Origin of the sequence: Sphingosinicella flava, assembly GCF_016025255.1 — a bacterium.
GTDB classification, from domain to species: Bacteria; Pseudomonadota; Alphaproteobacteria; order Sphingomonadales; family Sphingomonadaceae; genus Allosphingosinicella; species Allosphingosinicella flava.
Window position 1 is genome coordinate 628294 of the sequence record NZ_CP065592.1, and the last position, 16883, is coordinate 645176.

15 protein-coding genes are annotated in these 16883 nt (G+C 64.8%); 9 read left to right on the forward strand and 6 right to left on the reverse strand.

The features are described from left to right. Positions 1-53: 53 nt before the first annotated feature. Positions 54-1649, forward strand: a complete 1596-nt coding sequence (locus IC614_RS03345; protein WP_200972318.1) for a phosphoenolpyruvate carboxykinase — start codon at positions 54-56, stop codon at positions 1647-1649. A gap of 71 nt (positions 1650-1720) precedes the next feature. Then, positions 1721-2167, forward strand: a complete 447-nt coding sequence (locus IC614_RS03350) for a hypothetical protein (protein WP_200972319.1) — start codon at positions 1721-1723, stop codon at positions 2165-2167. Positions 2168-2185: 18 nt separating this feature from the next. Here IC614_RS03350 and IC614_RS03355 read toward each other — a convergent pair whose 3' ends face one another. Beyond that, positions 2186-2644: an NfeD family protein gene (locus IC614_RS03355; protein ID WP_200972320.1), complete on the reverse strand. Its 459-nt coding sequence runs from the start codon at positions 2642-2644 to the stop codon at positions 2186-2188. After that, the gene (locus IC614_RS03360; protein WP_200972321.1) at positions 2641-3624 is read right to left on the reverse strand and encodes an SPFH domain-containing protein; all 984 of its coding nucleotides are present in this window, start codon (positions 3622-3624) and stop codon (positions 2641-2643) included. Before IC614_RS03360 ends, IC614_RS03355 begins: the two co-directional genes overlap by 4 nt. Before the next feature lie 79 nt (positions 3625-3703). On the opposite strand from IC614_RS03360, the gene IC614_RS03365 reads away from it, so the two are divergent. From IC614_RS03365 to IC614_RS03385, 5 genes are read left to right on the forward strand one after another with little or no spacing between them, the layout of a single operon-like run. After that, a complete protein-coding gene (locus IC614_RS03365) occupies positions 3704-4507 on the forward strand; it encodes an HpcH/HpaI aldolase/citrate lyase family protein (RefSeq protein WP_200972322.1) in 804 nt (267 codons plus the stop codon). Between the two features lie 38 nt (positions 4508-4545). Then, positions 4546-6000, forward strand: coding sequence for a M28 family peptidase (locus tag IC614_RS03370; protein ID WP_200972323.1), 1455 nt, complete (start codon positions 4546-4548; stop codon positions 5998-6000). Positions 6001-6058: 58 nt separating this feature from the next. Then, positions 6059-7516, forward strand: a complete 1458-nt coding sequence (gene guaB / locus IC614_RS03375; RefSeq protein WP_200972324.1) for an IMP dehydrogenase — start codon at positions 6059-6061, stop codon at positions 7514-7516. Further along, positions 7517-8698 (forward strand): RsmB/NOP family class I SAM-dependent RNA methyltransferase, encoded by a 1182-nt coding sequence (locus tag IC614_RS03380; protein WP_200972325.1) that lies wholly within the window; start codon positions 7517-7519, stop codon positions 8696-8698. A gap of 17 nt (positions 8699-8715) precedes the next feature. After that, positions 8716-9237 carry a tetratricopeptide repeat protein gene (locus IC614_RS03385; protein WP_226372712.1) on the forward strand — a complete coding sequence of 174 codons (522 nt, stop codon included), beginning with the start codon at positions 8716-8718 and terminating at the stop codon, positions 9235-9237. A 9-nt stretch (positions 9238-9246) separates the two neighbouring features. On the opposite strand, the gene rsmA is transcribed toward IC614_RS03385, so the two are convergent. From rsmA to IC614_RS03405, 4 genes are read right to left on the reverse strand one after another with little or no spacing between them, the layout of a single operon-like run. Next, positions 9247-10068 (reverse strand): 16S rRNA (adenine(1518)-N(6)/adenine(1519)-N(6))-dimethyltransferase RsmA, encoded by an 822-nt coding sequence (gene rsmA, locus IC614_RS03390; RefSeq protein WP_200972327.1) that lies wholly within the window; start codon positions 10066-10068, stop codon positions 9247-9249. Further along, entirely contained in the window at positions 10065-11054 is a 990-nt protein-coding gene (gene pdxA / locus IC614_RS03395) for a 4-hydroxythreonine-4-phosphate dehydrogenase PdxA (RefSeq protein WP_200972328.1), read from the reverse strand. Before pdxA ends, rsmA begins: the two co-directional genes overlap by 4 nt. A 7-nt stretch (positions 11055-11061) precedes the next feature. After that, positions 11062-12408: a peptidylprolyl isomerase gene (locus IC614_RS03400; RefSeq protein WP_200972329.1), complete on the reverse strand. Its 1347-nt coding sequence runs from the start codon at positions 12406-12408 to the stop codon at positions 11062-11064. Between the two features lie 54 nt (positions 12409-12462). Then, positions 12463-14604 carry an LPS-assembly protein LptD gene (locus tag IC614_RS03405; RefSeq protein ID WP_200973076.1) on the reverse strand — a complete coding sequence of 714 codons (2142 nt, stop codon included), beginning with the start codon at positions 14602-14604 and terminating at the stop codon, positions 12463-12465. A gap of 262 nt (positions 14605-14866) precedes the next feature. Between IC614_RS03405 and IC614_RS03410 the strand changes: the two genes are divergently transcribed. Continuing rightward, positions 14867-16345: a leucyl aminopeptidase gene (locus IC614_RS03410; protein WP_200972330.1), complete on the forward strand. Its 1479-nt coding sequence runs from the start codon at positions 14867-14869 to the stop codon at positions 16343-16345. A gap of 12 nt (positions 16346-16357) precedes the next feature. Continuing rightward, complete coding sequence (locus IC614_RS03415; RefSeq protein WP_200972331.1) at positions 16358-16783, forward strand: DNA polymerase III subunit chi; 426 nt, start codon at positions 16358-16360, stop codon at positions 16781-16783. The last annotated feature ends 100 nt before the right edge of the window (positions 16784-16883 follow it).

Genomic DNA, 16883 nt, shown 5'->3' on the forward strand with positions numbered 1-16883 from the left:
GAAAAAATTTGCGGAGGCACCCGCCCGCCGCAGGAACATTAGGAGAAATCGTCGTGGCGAAGCGCGTGCCTCATTCTGGGCTTGCCGAACAAGGCATTGTTACGAAGGCCGAAATTCACTGGAACCTGCTCCCTGCGGCGCTGGTCGAGCAAGCCGTGAAGCGGGGCGAGGGGATGCTCGCCAAGGACGGCCCGCTGGTCGTCGCGACCGGCAAGCACACCGGCCGATCCGCCAAGGACAAGTTCATCGTCCGCGACTCGGAGACCGAAAGCACCATCTGGTGGGACAATAACGCCTCGATGACGCCAGAGCATTTCGCCGCGTTGAAAGCCGATTTTCTTGCCTGCGTCGCTGAAAAGGACACCCTCTTTGTCGCCGATCTCTTCGGCGGTTCGCAGCCCGAACACCGCGTCCGCGTCCGCGTGATCAACGAGCTTGCATGGCACAACCAGTTCATCCGCACGATGCTCGTGCGTCCGGAAGCGGCTGAGCTGGAAGGCTTCACGCCGGAATTCACGATCATCGACCTGCCGAGCTTCAAGGCCGATCCGGCCCGCCACGGCTGCCGCGGCGAAACGGTGATCGCCGTCAGCCTCACCGAAAGGCTGATCCTCATCGGCGGCACGCAATATGCGGGCGAGATGAAGAAGTCGGTCTTCGGCGTCCTCAATTATCTCCTGCCGGTGGACGGCGTCATGCCGATGCACTGCTCGGCCAATATCGGCCCCAATGGCGACACCGCCGTCTTCTTCGGCCTGTCCGGCACCGGCAAGACGACGCTTTCCGCCGATGCCAGCCGCACCCTCATCGGCGATGACGAGCATGGCTGGTCGGACACCAACGTCTTCAATTTCGAAGGCGGCTGCTATGCGAAGATGATCCGCCTGTCCGAGGAAGCCGAACCCGAAATTTACGCGACGACGCGCCGCTTCGGCACCGTCCTTGAGAATGTCGTGATCGATCCCGACACACGCGAACTCGATCTCGACGACAACAGCCTCGCGGAAAACACCCGCGGCGCTTATCCGATAGACTTCATTCCCAATGCGTCGAAGGAAAACTTGGGCCCCGTTCCGCGCAACATCGTGATGCTTACCGCCGATGCGTTCGGCGTCCTGCCCCCGATCGCGAAGCTGACCCCGGATCAGGCCATGTACCACTTCCTTTCGGGCTACACCGCCAAGGTCGCGGGCACCGAGATCGGCGTCACCGAGCCCGAAGCCACTTTCTCCACCTGCTTCGGCGCGCCTTTCATGCCGCGCCATCCGAGCGTCTACGGCAATCTGCTGAAAGAGCGGATCGCCAAGGGCAATGTCGATTGCTGGCTCGTCAACACCGGCTGGACCGGCGGCAAGTACGGCGTCGGCAAGCGCATGCCGATCAAGGCGACCCGCGCTCTGCTGAACGCCGCCCTCGACGGCAGCCTCAAGAATGTCGAATTCCGCAAGGATCCCTATTTCGGCTTCGACGTGCCGGTCAGCGTCCCGGGCGTCGACGGCGCCATCCTCAATCCGCGCGACACTTGGGCCGACAAGGCCGAATATGACGCGACGGCGAAGAAGCTCGTCCAGCTCTTCATCGACAATTTTTCCAAGTTCGAAGCCCATGTCGACCAAGGCGTCCGGGAGTCCGCACCGACCGCCGCCTGACGCGATACAGCCAAACTTTTAACAGGCGCGTCGGCCAGAGCGGCCGGCGCGCTTTTGTTTTGGGAAGTGGAATGACCAAGGACTATGCGCCAAGATTGTTCACCGGCGACGATGCGGTTCGTCACATCGGCAACGGCCTGGTGAACTGTACCCTGACGCGTCCCGAATGGACGCATGAGGCCCATCTCGCCGCCTGCCTTTGGATCATTGTCGAGCGCCCGGATATCCAGCCTGAAAACGACCTGCCCGGGATCATCCGCCGCTTCAACGAAAGTGTCGGCGGCGTGAACGATGAGACCCAGGGCTATCACGAAACCATCACCCAATGCTTCATTCGCGGAGTCCGCCGCTACCTGGCGCGGACGGAGGAAGGCGGTCTGTCCGGAAGAGTGAACGGCCTGTTGCTGGCCGACGAGGGGCAGCGCGGTTGGCCGCTCCGTTTCTACAGCAGGGAGCGCTTATTTTCGGTGGAAGCCCGCTTAGCTCGGGTGGGGCCCGATTTGCAGCCGTGGCCGTGATCTGCGGGCAAGCAAAGGTCAGTTGGAAGGTGGAAGCGCCGCGATCGGCTCTACGATCAGGCACCCGCTTTTGGTACCGGTGACGCGGACATGGGCTCCAGCAGGCGTTTCGAGGCCCCTGGCGTTCCACACCCCATCACCCACCTTCACCCGGCCCTGGCCGCCCTCGATCGCGGTCACGACCAACACCGTTTCGCCCACTAGCCGCGCAGCGCGGTCGTTGAGGAGGGGGTCGCTGCTCGCCACGGGATGATCCGCATACCAGCGACGGCCAAAGGTGACGGCGGCGATGGAAAGGAGAGCGAACAGGCCGAACTGAAAGGCGAGCGGGATGCCGAGCAAGGCGGCGAATCCGGTGACCGCCGCCGCCGCTGCCAGCCAGATGAGGAACACGCCGGGCATCAAAATCTCGGCGATGCCCAGAATGGCGGCACCGATCAGCCACCACCATTCGGGATCGAGATCGAAGCCGTTCATTCAGCCGGACCTTCGAATGGCCCCTTGCGCCGCGCCGGCGGGGCAGGGGAAGGCGCGGGCGCTTCAGACGCGCCTTTACCAAGTGCATCGCGGGCCAACTCGCCGATGCCGCCCAGAGTGCCGATCAACTGCGTGGCCTCGACCGGGAACAGGATCGTCTTCGCATTGGGCGATGTCGCGAATTGGCTGACCGCGTCGACATATTTCTGCGCGATGAAGTAGTTGATCGCCTGGGTGTTGCCCCCGGAGATCGCGTCCGACACCATTTGCGTCGCCTTGGCTTCGGCTTCGGCGGCGCGCTCGCGGGCCTCGGCGTCGCGAAAGGCGGCTTCGCGGCGGCCCTCCGCCTCAAGGATCTGCGATTGCTTCTGGCCTTCCGCGCGAAGGATTTCCGACGCCCGCGAACCTTCGGCTTCCAGGATCGATGCGCGTTTTTCCCGCTCCGCCTTCATCTGGCGGCCCATCGCGTTAACGATATCGGCGGGCGGGCGAATGTCCTTGATTTCGACGCGGGTGATCTTGACGCCCCAAGCCTCGGTCGCCTGATCGACAACCGCGAGCAGGCGGGCGTTGATCTCATCGCGCTTCGACAGGGTTTCATCGAGGTCCATCGAGCCCATGACGGTGCGCAGATTCGTCGTCGTCAGCTGCATGATCGCGACGTAGAGGTCGGACACTTCGTAAGCGGCCTTGGCTGCCTCCAGCACCTGGAAGAACACGACGCCGTCGGTCGAAATCATCGCATTGTCCTTGGTGATGATCTCTTGCCCCGGAATATCAAGAACCTGTTCCATCATGTTGATCTTGCGGCCGACGCGATAGAAAAAGGCAGGGTAGAAATTGAAGCCTGGCGCCGCGACGCTGGTGAAGCGGCCGAAATGCTCGATCGTATATTGATAGCCTTGCCGCACGATCTTGATGCTCGCCATCAGATAGATGAGCACCAGCAGCAGCACAAAGAACATCGCCGTGATTTCCATGGCCTTCCTCCCCAATTCAAAATCGGCCTATGATGGGTCCGAAAGGCTCGCTTTCCAAGCGGAATCGAAAGGACAAGAGATGCAGCCGCTCCGCCTCTGCCGTTCACTCCTCTTTCTCCCCGCGTCCAATCCGCGCGCGATCGAAAAAGCGCGGGGTCTGCCCGCCGATCTCATCATCCTGGATCTTGAAGACGCCGTTAAGGAGGAGGATAAGGAAAGCGCGCGCATTGCCGCTGTCGAGGCGGCCCGGCAAGGATTTGGCGGCAAATTGGTCGCGATACGCGTCAACGCCGATATCGGTCATCATTTCGGCGAAGATGCCGTTGCGGTCCGCGCGAGCGGGGCGGATTTCGTCGTGCTTCCGAAAGCCGAAACCGCGAAAAAGGTGCAGGATGCAGCCTCTCTATCGCAAAAGCCGGTGCTGGCGATGATCGAGACGGCGGCGGGCGTACTCGCCGCGCGGGAGATTGCGGCCCACACCGCCGGGTTGATCGCGGGCACCAACGATCTGTCCGCCGATCTCGGCCTTCCGGCGGGCGGCGGGCGATCCGGGCTTGTGCACGCCTTGCAATCCATCGTCCTTGCCGCGCGCGCACAAGGCGTGGCGGCGTTCGATGGTGTGTTCAACGGCCTTGACGATGCCGACGGCATGGCGGCCGAATGCCTGGAAGGGCGAGCCTATGGCTTCGATGGCAAGTCGGTCATCCATCCCAACCAGATCGACGCGGCCAACCGGTTTTTCGGGCCGAGCGACGCGGAGATCGCAGCGGCAGACAGGCTGATTGCCGCCGCGACCGGCGGGGCCGAACGGCATGAGGGGCGGATGATCGAATCGATGCATGTCGTCCAGGCCCGCGCCGTGCTGGCAAAGGCGCGGCGCTGACCCTTGCCAAGCAGGGGCTTCCGGTCCTAAGCACCCGCATGTTCAAGCCGACGTTCGCGGCCATCCTGCCGCTTCTTCTCGCCGCACCTTTTTCCGCCCATGCACAGCCGATCACGGCCGCCGACTTGCTGAGCCATATGAAGGTGCTCGCCGACGACAGCTATGAAGGGCGCAAGCCCGGTACCGCCGGGGGCAAACGTACCGAAGCCTATCTGATCGCCGCCTTCGCGCGGATGGGGCTGCAGCCCGGCGCCGCGCACGGATTGTGGCGGCAGCCGGTCGACATCGTCGAGCGGCATCTGGAGAGTTTCACCGCGACTTGGCGGGCGGGGCGCAAGGCGACGATGCTCGACGGCGGCATCGCCTGGCTGGGCCGCCAGAGCAAGATCGGCTTCGACCGCGCGCCGGTCATCTTCGCCGGGCACGGCACAGCCGAGGAGTTGGACGGGCGCGACCTCAAGGGTGCGGTCCTGCTGACGCTTCAGGGTCCGGTGCCCGCCAATCGCCGGCGCCTCGACACGGCCGCGCTCGCGGCGCGTGGTGCGGTCGGGGTCGTGAGCATCCTGACGGCGAAGGAGGATTGGGCCAAATATCGCGCTTATTGGCTGGAGGACGAAGCTTATATCCTCGGCTCGTCTCCCATTGCGGAAGGCATCCTGTCCTCTGCCGAGGCGGGCGCCCTGCTCGGCATGGCTGGCCTCAGTCTCGATGCGCTGCGCAGCCAGGCTGCCGCGCCTGGCTTTAGGGCAGTAAAGGTCAAGGCCGACGTTTCGCTCAACCTCAATACGGGGGTTCGCCCCCTCGACACGGCGAACATCGTCGCCAAGGTGCCCGGTAGCGGCCGGGCGGATGAGGCGGTGATTTTCCTGTCGCACTGGGATCATCTTGGCATCTGCCGCCCGGAAGGCGCCGCGGATCGCATCTGCAACGGCGCCGTCGACAATGCGAGCGGCACCGCCATCCTCCTCGAGACCGCGCGCCGGATCGCCGCCGGACCGCGCCCGGACCGCAGCATCTATTTCATCGCAACCACGGCGGAGGAAATGGGCCTGCTGGGCGCCGATGCGCTGGGCGCGGCGCCGCCTGTGGCAAAGGAGAGGATCGTCGCGGCACTCAACCTCGACACCACGGCCATCGGTCCGGCGGGTCTTCCCGTCGCCATCCTCGGGCGCGGCAACCACCCCGCCATCGACAAGGTGGTGGATGAAGAAGCGCGCAAGATCGGCCGCAAGATCGACACCGATACCGAAGCGAACGTCATGATCACCCGCCAGGACGGCTGGGCGCTCGCCAAGCGCGGCGTGCCCACGATCATGGCGACCGGTTCGATCAGCGACATGAACCTGCTGCGTTCCTACCTTGGCGGCACGTACCACAAGCCTGACGACGACATTGCGCATGCGACCGAGCTCGAGGGCGCGGTGGAGGACGCCAATCTTCACGTCGCGCTCGCGCGGGCGCTGGCCGATCCGTCGCGCCTGCCGTCGCCCTAGAAACCGCCGCCCGCCATCCCTATAGAGCCACGCAACCCCAGCACGGAAAACAACGATCATGGACATCACCCTCGGCCTCACCTTCGACGACGTGCTCTTGAGGCCGCTGGAATCGAGCGTGCTGCCGAGCATGGCCGACACGTCGACGGCAGTGACGAAGGATATCCGGCTCAATATCCCGATCCTGTCTTCGGCGATGGATACGGTGACGGAGGCCAATATGGCCATCGCCATGGCGCAGCTCGGCGGGCTCGGCGTCCTCCACCGCAATCTCGACGTGGCGGAGCAGGCAGCGGCGGTCCGTGCCGTAAAGCGCTACGAAAGCGGCATGGTCGTCAATCCCATCACCATGACGCCCGACCAGACGCTGGCCGACGCGCTGGAGCTGATGCAGAAGCACAAGATCTCCGGCATTCCGGTGACCGAGGCCAATGGACGGCTCGTCGGCATCCTCACCAACCGCGACGTGCGCTTCGCGGGCAATCCGAACCAGCCGGTGTCGGAGCTGATGACGAAGGACGATCTCGTCACCGTCGGCCCCGGCGTGACCCAGGAAGAGGCGCGGCACCTTCTTCACCAGCGCCGGATCGAGAAGTTGCTGGTGGTGGACGATAGCCGCCGCTGCATCGGCCTCATCACCGTCAAGGATATCGAGAAGGCCGTCACCTATCCCGAAGCGACCAAGGACAGCTCCGGCCGTCTGCGCGTCGCCGCGGCGACGACGGTCGGCGACAAAGGTTTCGAACGCAGCGAGGCGCTGATCGACGCCGAATGCGACCTCATCATCATCGATACCGCCCACGGGCATAATGCCGACGTCGCGAAGGCGGTCGAGCGGATCAAGCGCATTTCGAACGCCGTTCAGGTCGTTGCCGGAAATGTGGCGACCGCCGAAGCGACGAAGGCGTTGATCGGCGCGGGCGCGGACGCGGTGAAGGTCGGCATCGGGCCGGGCTCCATCTGCACTACCCGCGTCGTGGCGGGCGTCGGCGTGCCTCAGCTGACCGCCATCTTGGACGCGGCCAATGAAGCTGCGAAGAGCGGCACGCCGGTAATCGGGGACGGCGGCCTCCGCACCAGCGGCGACATCGCCAAGGCGATCGCGGCGGGCGCGTCCTGCGTGATGGTCGGATCCCTGCTCGCGGGTACGGAGGAAGCGCCGGGCGAGACCTTCCTCTATCAGGGCCGCACCTACAAATCCTATCGCGGCATGGGATCGGTCGGCGCGATGGCGCGGGGCTCTGCCGACCGTTATTTCCAGCAGGATATCAAGGATCAGCTGAAGCTGGTGCCGGAGGGGATCGAGGGACAGGTGCCCTATCGCGGCCCCGTGCGCGAGGTGATCCACCAGCTGGTCGGCGGCGTGAAGGCGGCGATGGGCTATACCGGCGCCGCGACCATCGGCGACTTCCAGCAGCGCGCGCAGTTCGTGCGCATCACCAATGCGGGCCTTCGCGAAAGCCACGTCCACGACGTGACGATCACCCGCGAGGCACCCAATTATCCGACGCGCTAAGTGACGCCCGCGGCGCGCGTCCAGGCGGCTGTCGAAATACTGGACCAGGTGATCGATGCTGCCCGTTCCGGCGGCGCGGCGGCCGACACATTGATCGCCCGCTATTTCAAGGACCGGCGCTATGCGGGTTCGAAGGATCGGCGGGCGGTGCGCGACCTCGTCTATCGCGCCATTCGCAGAAGTGCGGAGCGGCCCGAAAGCGGCCGCGCGGCCCTGATCGGCCTGGCACATGACGATGACGCGCTCATAACCCTGTTTGACGGCTCGCCGCACGGACCCGCGCCCATCGCTTCGGGCGAAGCGGGCGCGGAAGCGGGGCTCGTTCCGCAATGGCTGCAGGGGCGGCTGGATCCACTCGTGACCGCGGATGAATGGCCCGCGCTGCTGGAACGGGCACCGCTCGATGTGCGGGTGAACCGACTGAAAGGAACGGTGCAGGACGCGCGGAGCGATTTCCCCGAGGCGGCGCCGCTTCCCCATTCTCCCGTCGGTCTCCGCCTTCCGGAAGGATTTGCGGTCGAGCAAACGGTGGGGTGGGCGAGCGGCCTCGTCGAGATCCAGGACGAGGGCAGCCAGCTTCTGTCGCTCGCCTGCGCCGCACGGCCAGGGATGACCGTCGTGGACCTCTGCGCCGGTGCTGGAGGAAAGACGCTCGCGCTGGCCGCAGACATGGCGAATAGCGGCCGCATCATTGCCGCCGACGTAGACCGCGCACGTTTGTCCCGCATCGCGCCGAGGGTGGAGCGGGCGGGGGCGTCCATTGTCGAAATCCGGCTTCTCGATCCCGGCAAGGAGCTTGAGGCGCTCGGCGATCTTCATGGCGCCGCCGACCTGGTCCTGATCGACGCGCCTTGTTCCGGCACCGGAACGTGGCGGCGCAATCCGGAGACGCGCTGGCGCCTGACTTCGAAGCGGCTCGCCCGGCTTGCCGCGACGCAAGCGCATCTGCTCGACATCGGCGCCGCGCTCGTCCGGCCCGGCGGGCATTTGGTCTACGCCGTCTGCTCGCTACTGGCGGAAGAAGGACGGGGCCAGGCGGAGGCTTTCGCCGCGCGCCGTTCAGCTTTCATATCGGAAAGGCCTGCCATCGAGGCGGGGCGGCCCGCAGGAGCGGGGACGGTCCTGACGCCCGGCCATGACGGCACGGATGGCTTTTTCGTCGCGCGGTGGCGCGCCCCGTGATAAAGGCTTTGAAAGCCATGGAGACACTGATGCGCCTGTTGCCGATCGCCATTACCTTTTCCATTGCCGCCGCGACCATCGGCAGCGCGGGGACAAGTCAGCAGCAGATGAGCGCGCAGATCAATACGCAATCCGTGGCGCTGACTCGTCAGGGTGAAGCGCTGGTGGCTTCCGGCGATTACGCCAAGGCGTCGGATTCGTTCGAAACCGCGCTCGCCGTCGATCCGCGCAACCGCGCTGCTTATATCGGCCTGGCCCGTGCCGCGCAGGGGCAGGGCATGCCGGGCAAGGCGATCGCTTTTTATGCCGAGGCGCTGGCGATCGAACCCAATGACGTGACCGCGCTGGCTGGGCAGGGAGCGGCGATGGTCGAACGGGGAGCCGTTGAGCGCGCAAGGCAGAATCTCGATAAGATCCGCGCCGTCTGCAAGGATCCGTGTCCGCAGGCCGCGACGCTCGCCGCCGCTATTGCCAAGGGGCCGCCGCCTGCCGTGGTGACGGCGGAAGCGAAGACCGGCGACAAGGCTAAAACGAATTAGGTTCGGAACTTAACTGCCGAGCATTCTCGCCAGATTGACGAAATCGTCGACCGACAGCGTCTCCGCGCGCCGTTCGGGGTCGATGCCGAGCCGTTCCAGCGCCTCGACAGCCCCCGGCAACGCCTGAAGGCTCCGGCGCAGCATCTTGCGGCGTTGCCCGAACGCCGCGGCGGTAATGCGCTCGAGAATGGCCGCCGACACCCCTTCCGGAGCGTCCTTGGGCGTCAGGTGAACGACCGCCGACATCACTTTGGGCGGGGGTACGAAGGCGGATCGATGCACCTTCATCGCGAGTTTCGCCTCGCTCCGCCATTGGGCCAGGACCGCAAGGCGGCCATAAGCGCTCGTGCCGGGCTTCGCGACGATCCTTTCCGCAACCTCAAGCTGGAACATCAGGGTCAGCGACTTCCAGAAAGGCGGCCAAGATTCGCCGCTTAGCCAACGAACGAGCAAAGCGGTGCCGACATTATAGGGGAGGTTCGATGCGATATGCGCCCCGCGCCCCACGACCGCTTCCTCATCGATGGCCATGGCATCGCCCTCGATCAGGGTGAGGCGTCCATCTGATGCGGCATTCACATCGGCCAAGGCGGGCAGGCAGCGCCGGTCGCGCTCGACGGCGACGACCTCGCCGCCCGCGCGAAGCAGGGCCCGCGTCAGGCCGCCGGGGCCGGGCCCGACTTCATAGACGCGCTCCCCAGCGAGCGGGCCGGGAATGCGCGCGATTCTGTCGAGCAATTGTTCGTCCAACAGGAAATTCTGACCCAGTGCCTTGGACGCGTTGAGGCCATGCGCTGCTATGACTTCGCGGAGCGGGGGAAGGGGTTTCACGCCTCGGCGATGCGCCGAGCGGCGGCTGCGGCGGTCTTGAGAGCCGCGATCATTGCGCCCGGCTCGGCTTCATTGCGCCCGGCGAGATGGAAGGCCGTGCCGTGATCCGGCGATGTCCGCACGATCGGCAATCCCAGGGTCATGTTCACGCCCTCGTCGAAATGCAGGGCCTTCAGCGGGATCAGCGCCTGATCGTGGTACATGCAGAGCGCGGCGTCATATGCCGCGCGGGCGCGCTCATGAAACATCGTGTCGGCCGCCAAGGGGCCGGCGACATCGAACCCTTCCTCGCGCAACCGTTCGATTGCCGGTCCGATGACGTCGATTTCCTCGCGGCCCAGGGCGCCATTCTCCCCTGCATGGGGATTGAGGCCCGCGACGGCGATGCGGGGCCGGTCGATTCCAAACTGCCGTTTCAAGCCGCGCGCAGCGGCTCGCCCCTTGTTGGCGATAAGGTCGGCTGTGAGCGCGGCCGGAACGTCCTGCAATGCGATATGTGTCGTCACCGGCACGGTTCGCAATGTGGGACCGACCAGCATCATCGCGATCAGATCCCCGGACACGCCGCAGCGTTCGGCGACGAACTCCGTCTGCCCCGGGTGAGTGAAACCGATTTGATAGAGCTGCGCTTTCGATACGGGCCCAGTGACAAGCCCCGAGGCCGATCCGGTTCGCGTCAGGCCGACGGCAAGCTCAAGGGCGTCGAGCGCGCTATGCGCCCCATCGAAGTCCGGCTGGCCCGGAACGACGCCGCCTGCACCGTCGACACGGAGCATCGGCAGGGCCTGATCGAAGCAAGCGATGGCTTCGGCGGGATCCGCAATAATGTGTACCGGGCCATCCCATACCGCTTTCACCGCAAGGCAATTCCCGACCGCGAAAAAAGGCGGAACAGCGTCCGCCTTTCGCCTTTCCCATGCCTTGGCGATCACTTCGGGACCAATGCCCGCCGGATCGCCCAGGGAAACCGCCAGCGGCAGGGTCATCGCCGGGTTACCGATACTCGACGACGGCGTCGCGACGCAGGTCGCGAAGATAGCGTTGAGCGCGAAGGTTGACGCGCTGCTCGTTCAGCTGCGCATAGACCTGATCGAAGGAGGGTGTCGCCGCCTGCTCCGGATCGTCGCGGCCGCACAGCACGAGGACTCGGACGCCGTCTTCGACCGATCCGAACGGGGTCGTCGCCTGGCCGATATCGAGTTTCAGGATCATATCCTGAAGCGCGGGCGGGAGATCGCGCACGCGCGTCGTGTCGTTAGATACGAGTTCGGCGCCGAGACGCTGGGCCGCCGCTGCGGCACCGCCGCAACCGCCCATCGACTGGGTCGCCTGAGCCAGCTGGGCGACCTTGCCGCTCGCCTGATCGCGCGTCGTACCCGCAGGGAAAGCGAGCGACAGCTGAAGGAGGCTCAATGTGGCATCGCGCGGATCGCTGGTCAGCACTTGGCGGGAATCGCTGACGCGAATGATCGAATAGCCGCCGGCGACCTTGATTGGACGGCTGATCTGGCCGACCGGAAGGCTGCGGACAGCCTCGGTCAGTTCGGCGGGAAGCTGATCGGCCTTCACCCAGCCCAGGTCGCCGCCGCGCGCCGCGGTCGAAGCCTGGGAGAGGCGATTGGCGGCCACTTCGAAGGAGGCAGCGCCTTGCGCGATCTGGGCCGCGAGGGCGTTCGCCTGTTCCTGAACCTGGGCCTCGGTTTGCGGCGTAGCGGGCAGATAGATTTCCGAAACGCTATATTCGGTCTGGCCCTTGGACGCGTTCAGGCGGTCGATAATCGCCCGGACCTCGTCCTCGCTGACGTTCACGAACGGCTCGATTTCGCGGCCTTGAAGGCGCGTCCAGGCGATTTCGGCCTTGATCTGGCGCTTTACCGACGCGGCGGAAGAGCCGTTCGCGGCCAGATAGCGCGACATTTGTTCGCCCGTTTGCTGCATGCTGGCCGCATAGCGCTCGTAATAACGATTGATGTCGGCATCCTTCACCTCGATCTCCGCCGCCTGGGCCGCCTGGATCTGCAGCGATTCATCGACGAGATTGCGCAGGGTCTGGGCGCGAAGGCGCTGCATGTCCTGCGGTGAAATCTGGCGGCCCTGATTGGCCATCAGCACCAGCGCCATGCGGTGGTCGATGTCGGTGCCGGTGATGATTTCATTGTTCACCAGCGCCGTCGCCTTGCGGACGGACGGATCGGCATCCCCGAAAAATTGCGGATTGGCCGGAATGTCGAGGTTCGAGGGCGCGGGGCTCTGCGGCGCGTTCTGCGCCAAGGCGGCCGCCGCGAGGAGCGAGCCGGTCAGCATAAGAGCAGCTCCGCGAAAACGAGCGAGCTTCATCATTCCTCCAAAATCTATGCGGATCGCGACTGTGCCGCAACGTTGCTGAACACCAGCTTAGCGTCCCAAATTCTTGAGCGCCACCCGGAACAGGAAACTGTCGCCCCGCGAAATGTCCCCCGATGCCGCATAATCGCGCCGCCAGGTGACGCCGAGGGACAGGCAATCGTCGTCATAAGCGATGCCGAGGCGGTGCCGCACCGGCTCGAAGCCGTCCGCGCTCGACAGCATATCCTCGTCGGCATTGGTCAGATCGATGACCGCCGAGCCGAAGATGGACCAGTAATTGGCGATTTTGACTCGTCCTCCAGCGCGGACCTCCTCCCGATCGCGCAAATCCTCCAGAGTCGGGCCGATATCCCGGTTGAGGCGGAGATAGCCGATGGTCGCATAGGTCTGCCGCCCGCCGAATATGGCGTCGACCTCGTTCCGGCGGACCGCCAGATTGTCCTTGTCGAGACGGAAGCGGTGAACCAGGCTGATCTTGCGCCCGATCTTGACGTCCGACCGGCCGACATAGTCGGAAAATTTGTCCGACAACCCAGTGCCTTCCGGCAGAATGTTCGGACGATCGTCGAGCCGGAAGCTCTGTCCGGCGGTGGTACGGATCTGCACGCCCGGCAGGTCGAGATTCCAGTCGGCGCCGTAGGTGATCCGCGCCCCATCTTCCCAGCGGTCGTAACCTGGGAAACGATTGAGCGCGAAAAGGTTGGAATCCTCAAGATCCACCGCCCGCGCGTCCTCGTTCGGAATGGCGAGATTGCCGGTGGCGGGCGATGCGATGATCTGCACGCGCGGCGTCAGGCGCTGGGTGCCGCCGAAAAGGCTCCCGATCAGCGGCCATTGCAGGTCCGCCGCGAGAGCCGCGATGGCGCGCCCGTTCCAGCCTTCCTCGCCGCGATAAAGCGGCGTTTGGGTCAGCGCCGTATCGTTCGCGTGATAAAGGTCGCCGCGCGCATAAGCGGTAAGCGTCAGTTCTTGACCCCAGGATGTGATCAGCCGCCGGTCCCAGCGGACGCCCGCAAAGGCGCGCTGCGTATCCTGTCCTTCGGTGCGCAGGATGGCGAGGCTGTTCGCCTGCACTTCGATCCGCCCGCCAAGATAGGGGTCGGCGAGGCGCCAGCGCGCGTCGATGGCAGGAAGGGCGAAAGGTTGCTGGCCCGCGGCGTCGGTTGCACGGAGGCCCTGAAAGGCCCAGCCGGCGATCGAGATATAGCTGTTCTCGCCGATCCGCTCGGCATTGATCAGGCTCCGCAGCCGGTCGTCGTTCGAAATATCGTAACGGCGCAGGAAGGTCGGATCGGTGACGTAACGGCCCGACGCGGTGATGCTCCAGCGCGGGTCGATCTGAAACTTGCCATTGCCCTCGATATAGGCGCGGAAACCTTTTTCCCGTTCCGAAGCGACATTGTGTCCGATCTCGGTGCGCGACCCGTAAGTCGCGAAGCCGCGCACGCGATACGCGCCCGAAGGGGTCAGCGCTCGATATTCCGCCTCGGCCATCGGCAGCACTTCGGAATAGACGTGCGGCGTCAGCGTGAGGTCGCGGTTCGGCGCCAGCTTCATGTAATAAGGAAGGGCGATTTCGAACCCGTTGTTGCGATCGATGCGGATGTCGGGAAATAGGAGGCCGCTGCCGCCCCCGGTTCCGGCCGGATGCGAGAAGCCGGGGAGTCCGATGATCGGCGCGCCGAACAGGTTGAGCGTCGCATCTTCATATTTGATCCGCTCCCGGCCGGGATCGTAGACGACCTTCACCGCCGTAATCCGCCAGGTCGGCTCTTTCGGGCAGCCATTCTCGCTCAGCACCGCGCATGGCGAATAGGCCGCCTCATAGAGTGTGACGATTCCGTCTTCGCGGGTCGCGCGATTGGCGGCGAGACGGCCACCTTCTTCGAGTACGAGCAGCAGATTGTCGATCACCGCGTCGCGCAGATCGTCGGTCACCTCGACCGTGTCGCCATAGACGCGATCGCCCTCCGGCGTGACGAGCCGGACGTTGCCGACCGCCTGCACCGCGCCCGTATTGCGGTTCCAGACCACCTGCTCGGCGCGCAGATTGTTGCCTTCGCTGCTCATCCGCACATCGCCCGATGCGGTCACGATTTCCGTATTGGTGTCGTAAGCGAGCTGCGCGGCGCTGAAGCGGACCTGACGCGCCTCTTCCGTCCCCGTCGCGTCCTGGCCCTGCGCGGCCATGGCGGCAGCGGGGAGGAGGAGAGGGATGGCGGCCCGGCAAAGGAGGTGGAAAATCTTCACATTATTCCCGCATTTGGACCGCGCGCCGGCGGTTCTTCGCCCTTAAGGCGGATCGGGGGGCGCTTGCAACCGGCTGTGCATCTCGCGCGTGCGGCTTAATATCTCGGACATTCGGGTCTTTTGTCCGTTCGGCTTTGCCAGCGGGCGATCAACGCCCTATCTGAACGGCGAATAGAGTCACAGTGCAGGAGTTCCGCATCCGATGAAGGTCACATTTGCCGCCGCGCGTCCGTCGGGCCCGTTTGCCCTTGCCTTGCCGGTGCGGGGGGAAGACATGCTCGCCGATCGCCTGAGCCAGTTCGACGAAGCGGCGCGTACGTTGGCCGCCCGCGCGGCTGAGGCGCAGCGCTTCGAGCGGGAGACGGGCGCGATCGCGGAATCCTTCATCCTCGAGGGCGAAACCGCCCGCCGCCTGCTGCTCGTCGGCCTTGGGACGAAGCGCGACGATGAAGCGCTGTTTGAACGGGTCGGCGGCGCGTTGGCGGCGCATCTGCTAACCTCCGGCGAGAAGAAGCTGGTCGTCGACCTGACCGGTCTCGACGCGACCGGCGATGAAGCGGCCCGCATCGGCTTCGGCGCGGCGGCGCGATCCTGGCGCTACGATATCTACCGCACGAAGCTTTCCGATAAGGCCAAACCCACGCTGGAAGAGATCGTCATCGTCGGCGGCGGCAGCGATGCGGAGGAGAAATGGGCGGCGAAGGACGCGCTCTATGGCGGCCTCGCGCTGGCCCGCGAGCTCGTTACCGAACCGGCAAATATCATTTACCCCGAAACCTTCATCGAACGCTGCCGTCAGGCGATCGATGGCCTGGGAATCGAAATCGAAGTGCTCGATGAGAAGCAGATGGCGGACCTCGGCATGAACGCCCTTCTCGGCGTGTCGCTGGGCTCGGCCAAGCCGCCTCGGCTGCTCGTCATGCGCTGGAATGGCGGTACGCCGGGCAAGAAACCCGTCGTTCTCATCGGCAAGGGAGTCACCTTTGATACCGGCGGCATTTCGATCAAGCCGGCGGCGGGCATGGAGACGATGAAATGGGATATGGGCGGCGCGGGCGCTGTCGCGGGTGCGATGAAGGCCCTTGCCGCGCGCAAGGCGAAGGCGAACGTCGTCGGCCTTTGCGGCCTCGTCGAGAATATGCCCGATGGCAAGGCGCAGAGGCCGGGCGACGTGGTCACGTCCATGTCGGGCCAGACGATCGAGGTCATCAACACCGACGCGGAGGGGCGTCTCGTCCTCTGTGATGCGATGACCTGGGCGCAGCGGGAGTTTAAGCCCGAGATACTTGTGGATATCGCCACGTTGACCGGCGCGATGGTCGTTTCTCTGGGTCATGAATTTGCCGGCATGTTCACCAACGACGACGGGCTTGCCGTGCAGCTTGCCGACGCGGGTTTGAAGACCGGCGATAAAGTGTGGCGCCAACCGCTCGGCGCGGCGTATGACAAGCTGATCGATAGCCCAATCGCCGACGTGAAGAATGTCGGCCCCCGGGAAGGCGGATCGATCACCGCCGCCCAGTTTCTTCAACGCTTTGTCGATGACGGCGTCAAATGGGCGCATCTCGACATTGCCGGCGTGGTGTGGGCGAATAAACCCGGTACCTTGTATGACAAGGGCGCGACGGGCTTCGGCGTCGCCTTGTTCGACCGCTTCATCGCCGACAATCACGAGGGCTGAGGCAACCGGCCGATGCGGATCGGCTTCTATCATTTGACGGCTATGCCGTTGGAGCGGGCGCTGCCCCGCATCTGCGAGCGCGTGCTGTCGGAAGGCGGGCGCCTGCTCATCGTCGCGGCCAGCGATCTCGCCGAAAGCCTGGATGCGTTGCTCTGGACTTATGACCCGGTTTCCTTCCTGCCTCACGGACGGGAGGGGGGCGATCAGCCTGTTCTGATATCGGAGGAGCCCGAGCCGACAAACGGCGCGGCCAATATCGCGTTGGCGGATGGCCAGTGGCGTGATGAAGCGCTGGCGTTCGAGCGTATCTTTTATTTCTTCGACGACAACCGCATCGGCGATGCCCGTACCGCCTGGCGCGCGCTCAAGGGAAGGGAAGATGCCGATCTTTCCTATTGGAAGCAGGATGAGCGCGGGAAATGGATCGAGGGTCCGTAGACCAGCGCCTCCTGCTTTCGCGGAAGCACTGGTCTACCGCTTGCCCTTTTCGCGCGTGCCGCCTAAAGCGCCGCCCAATTCAATCCGCAAATCAATGGAG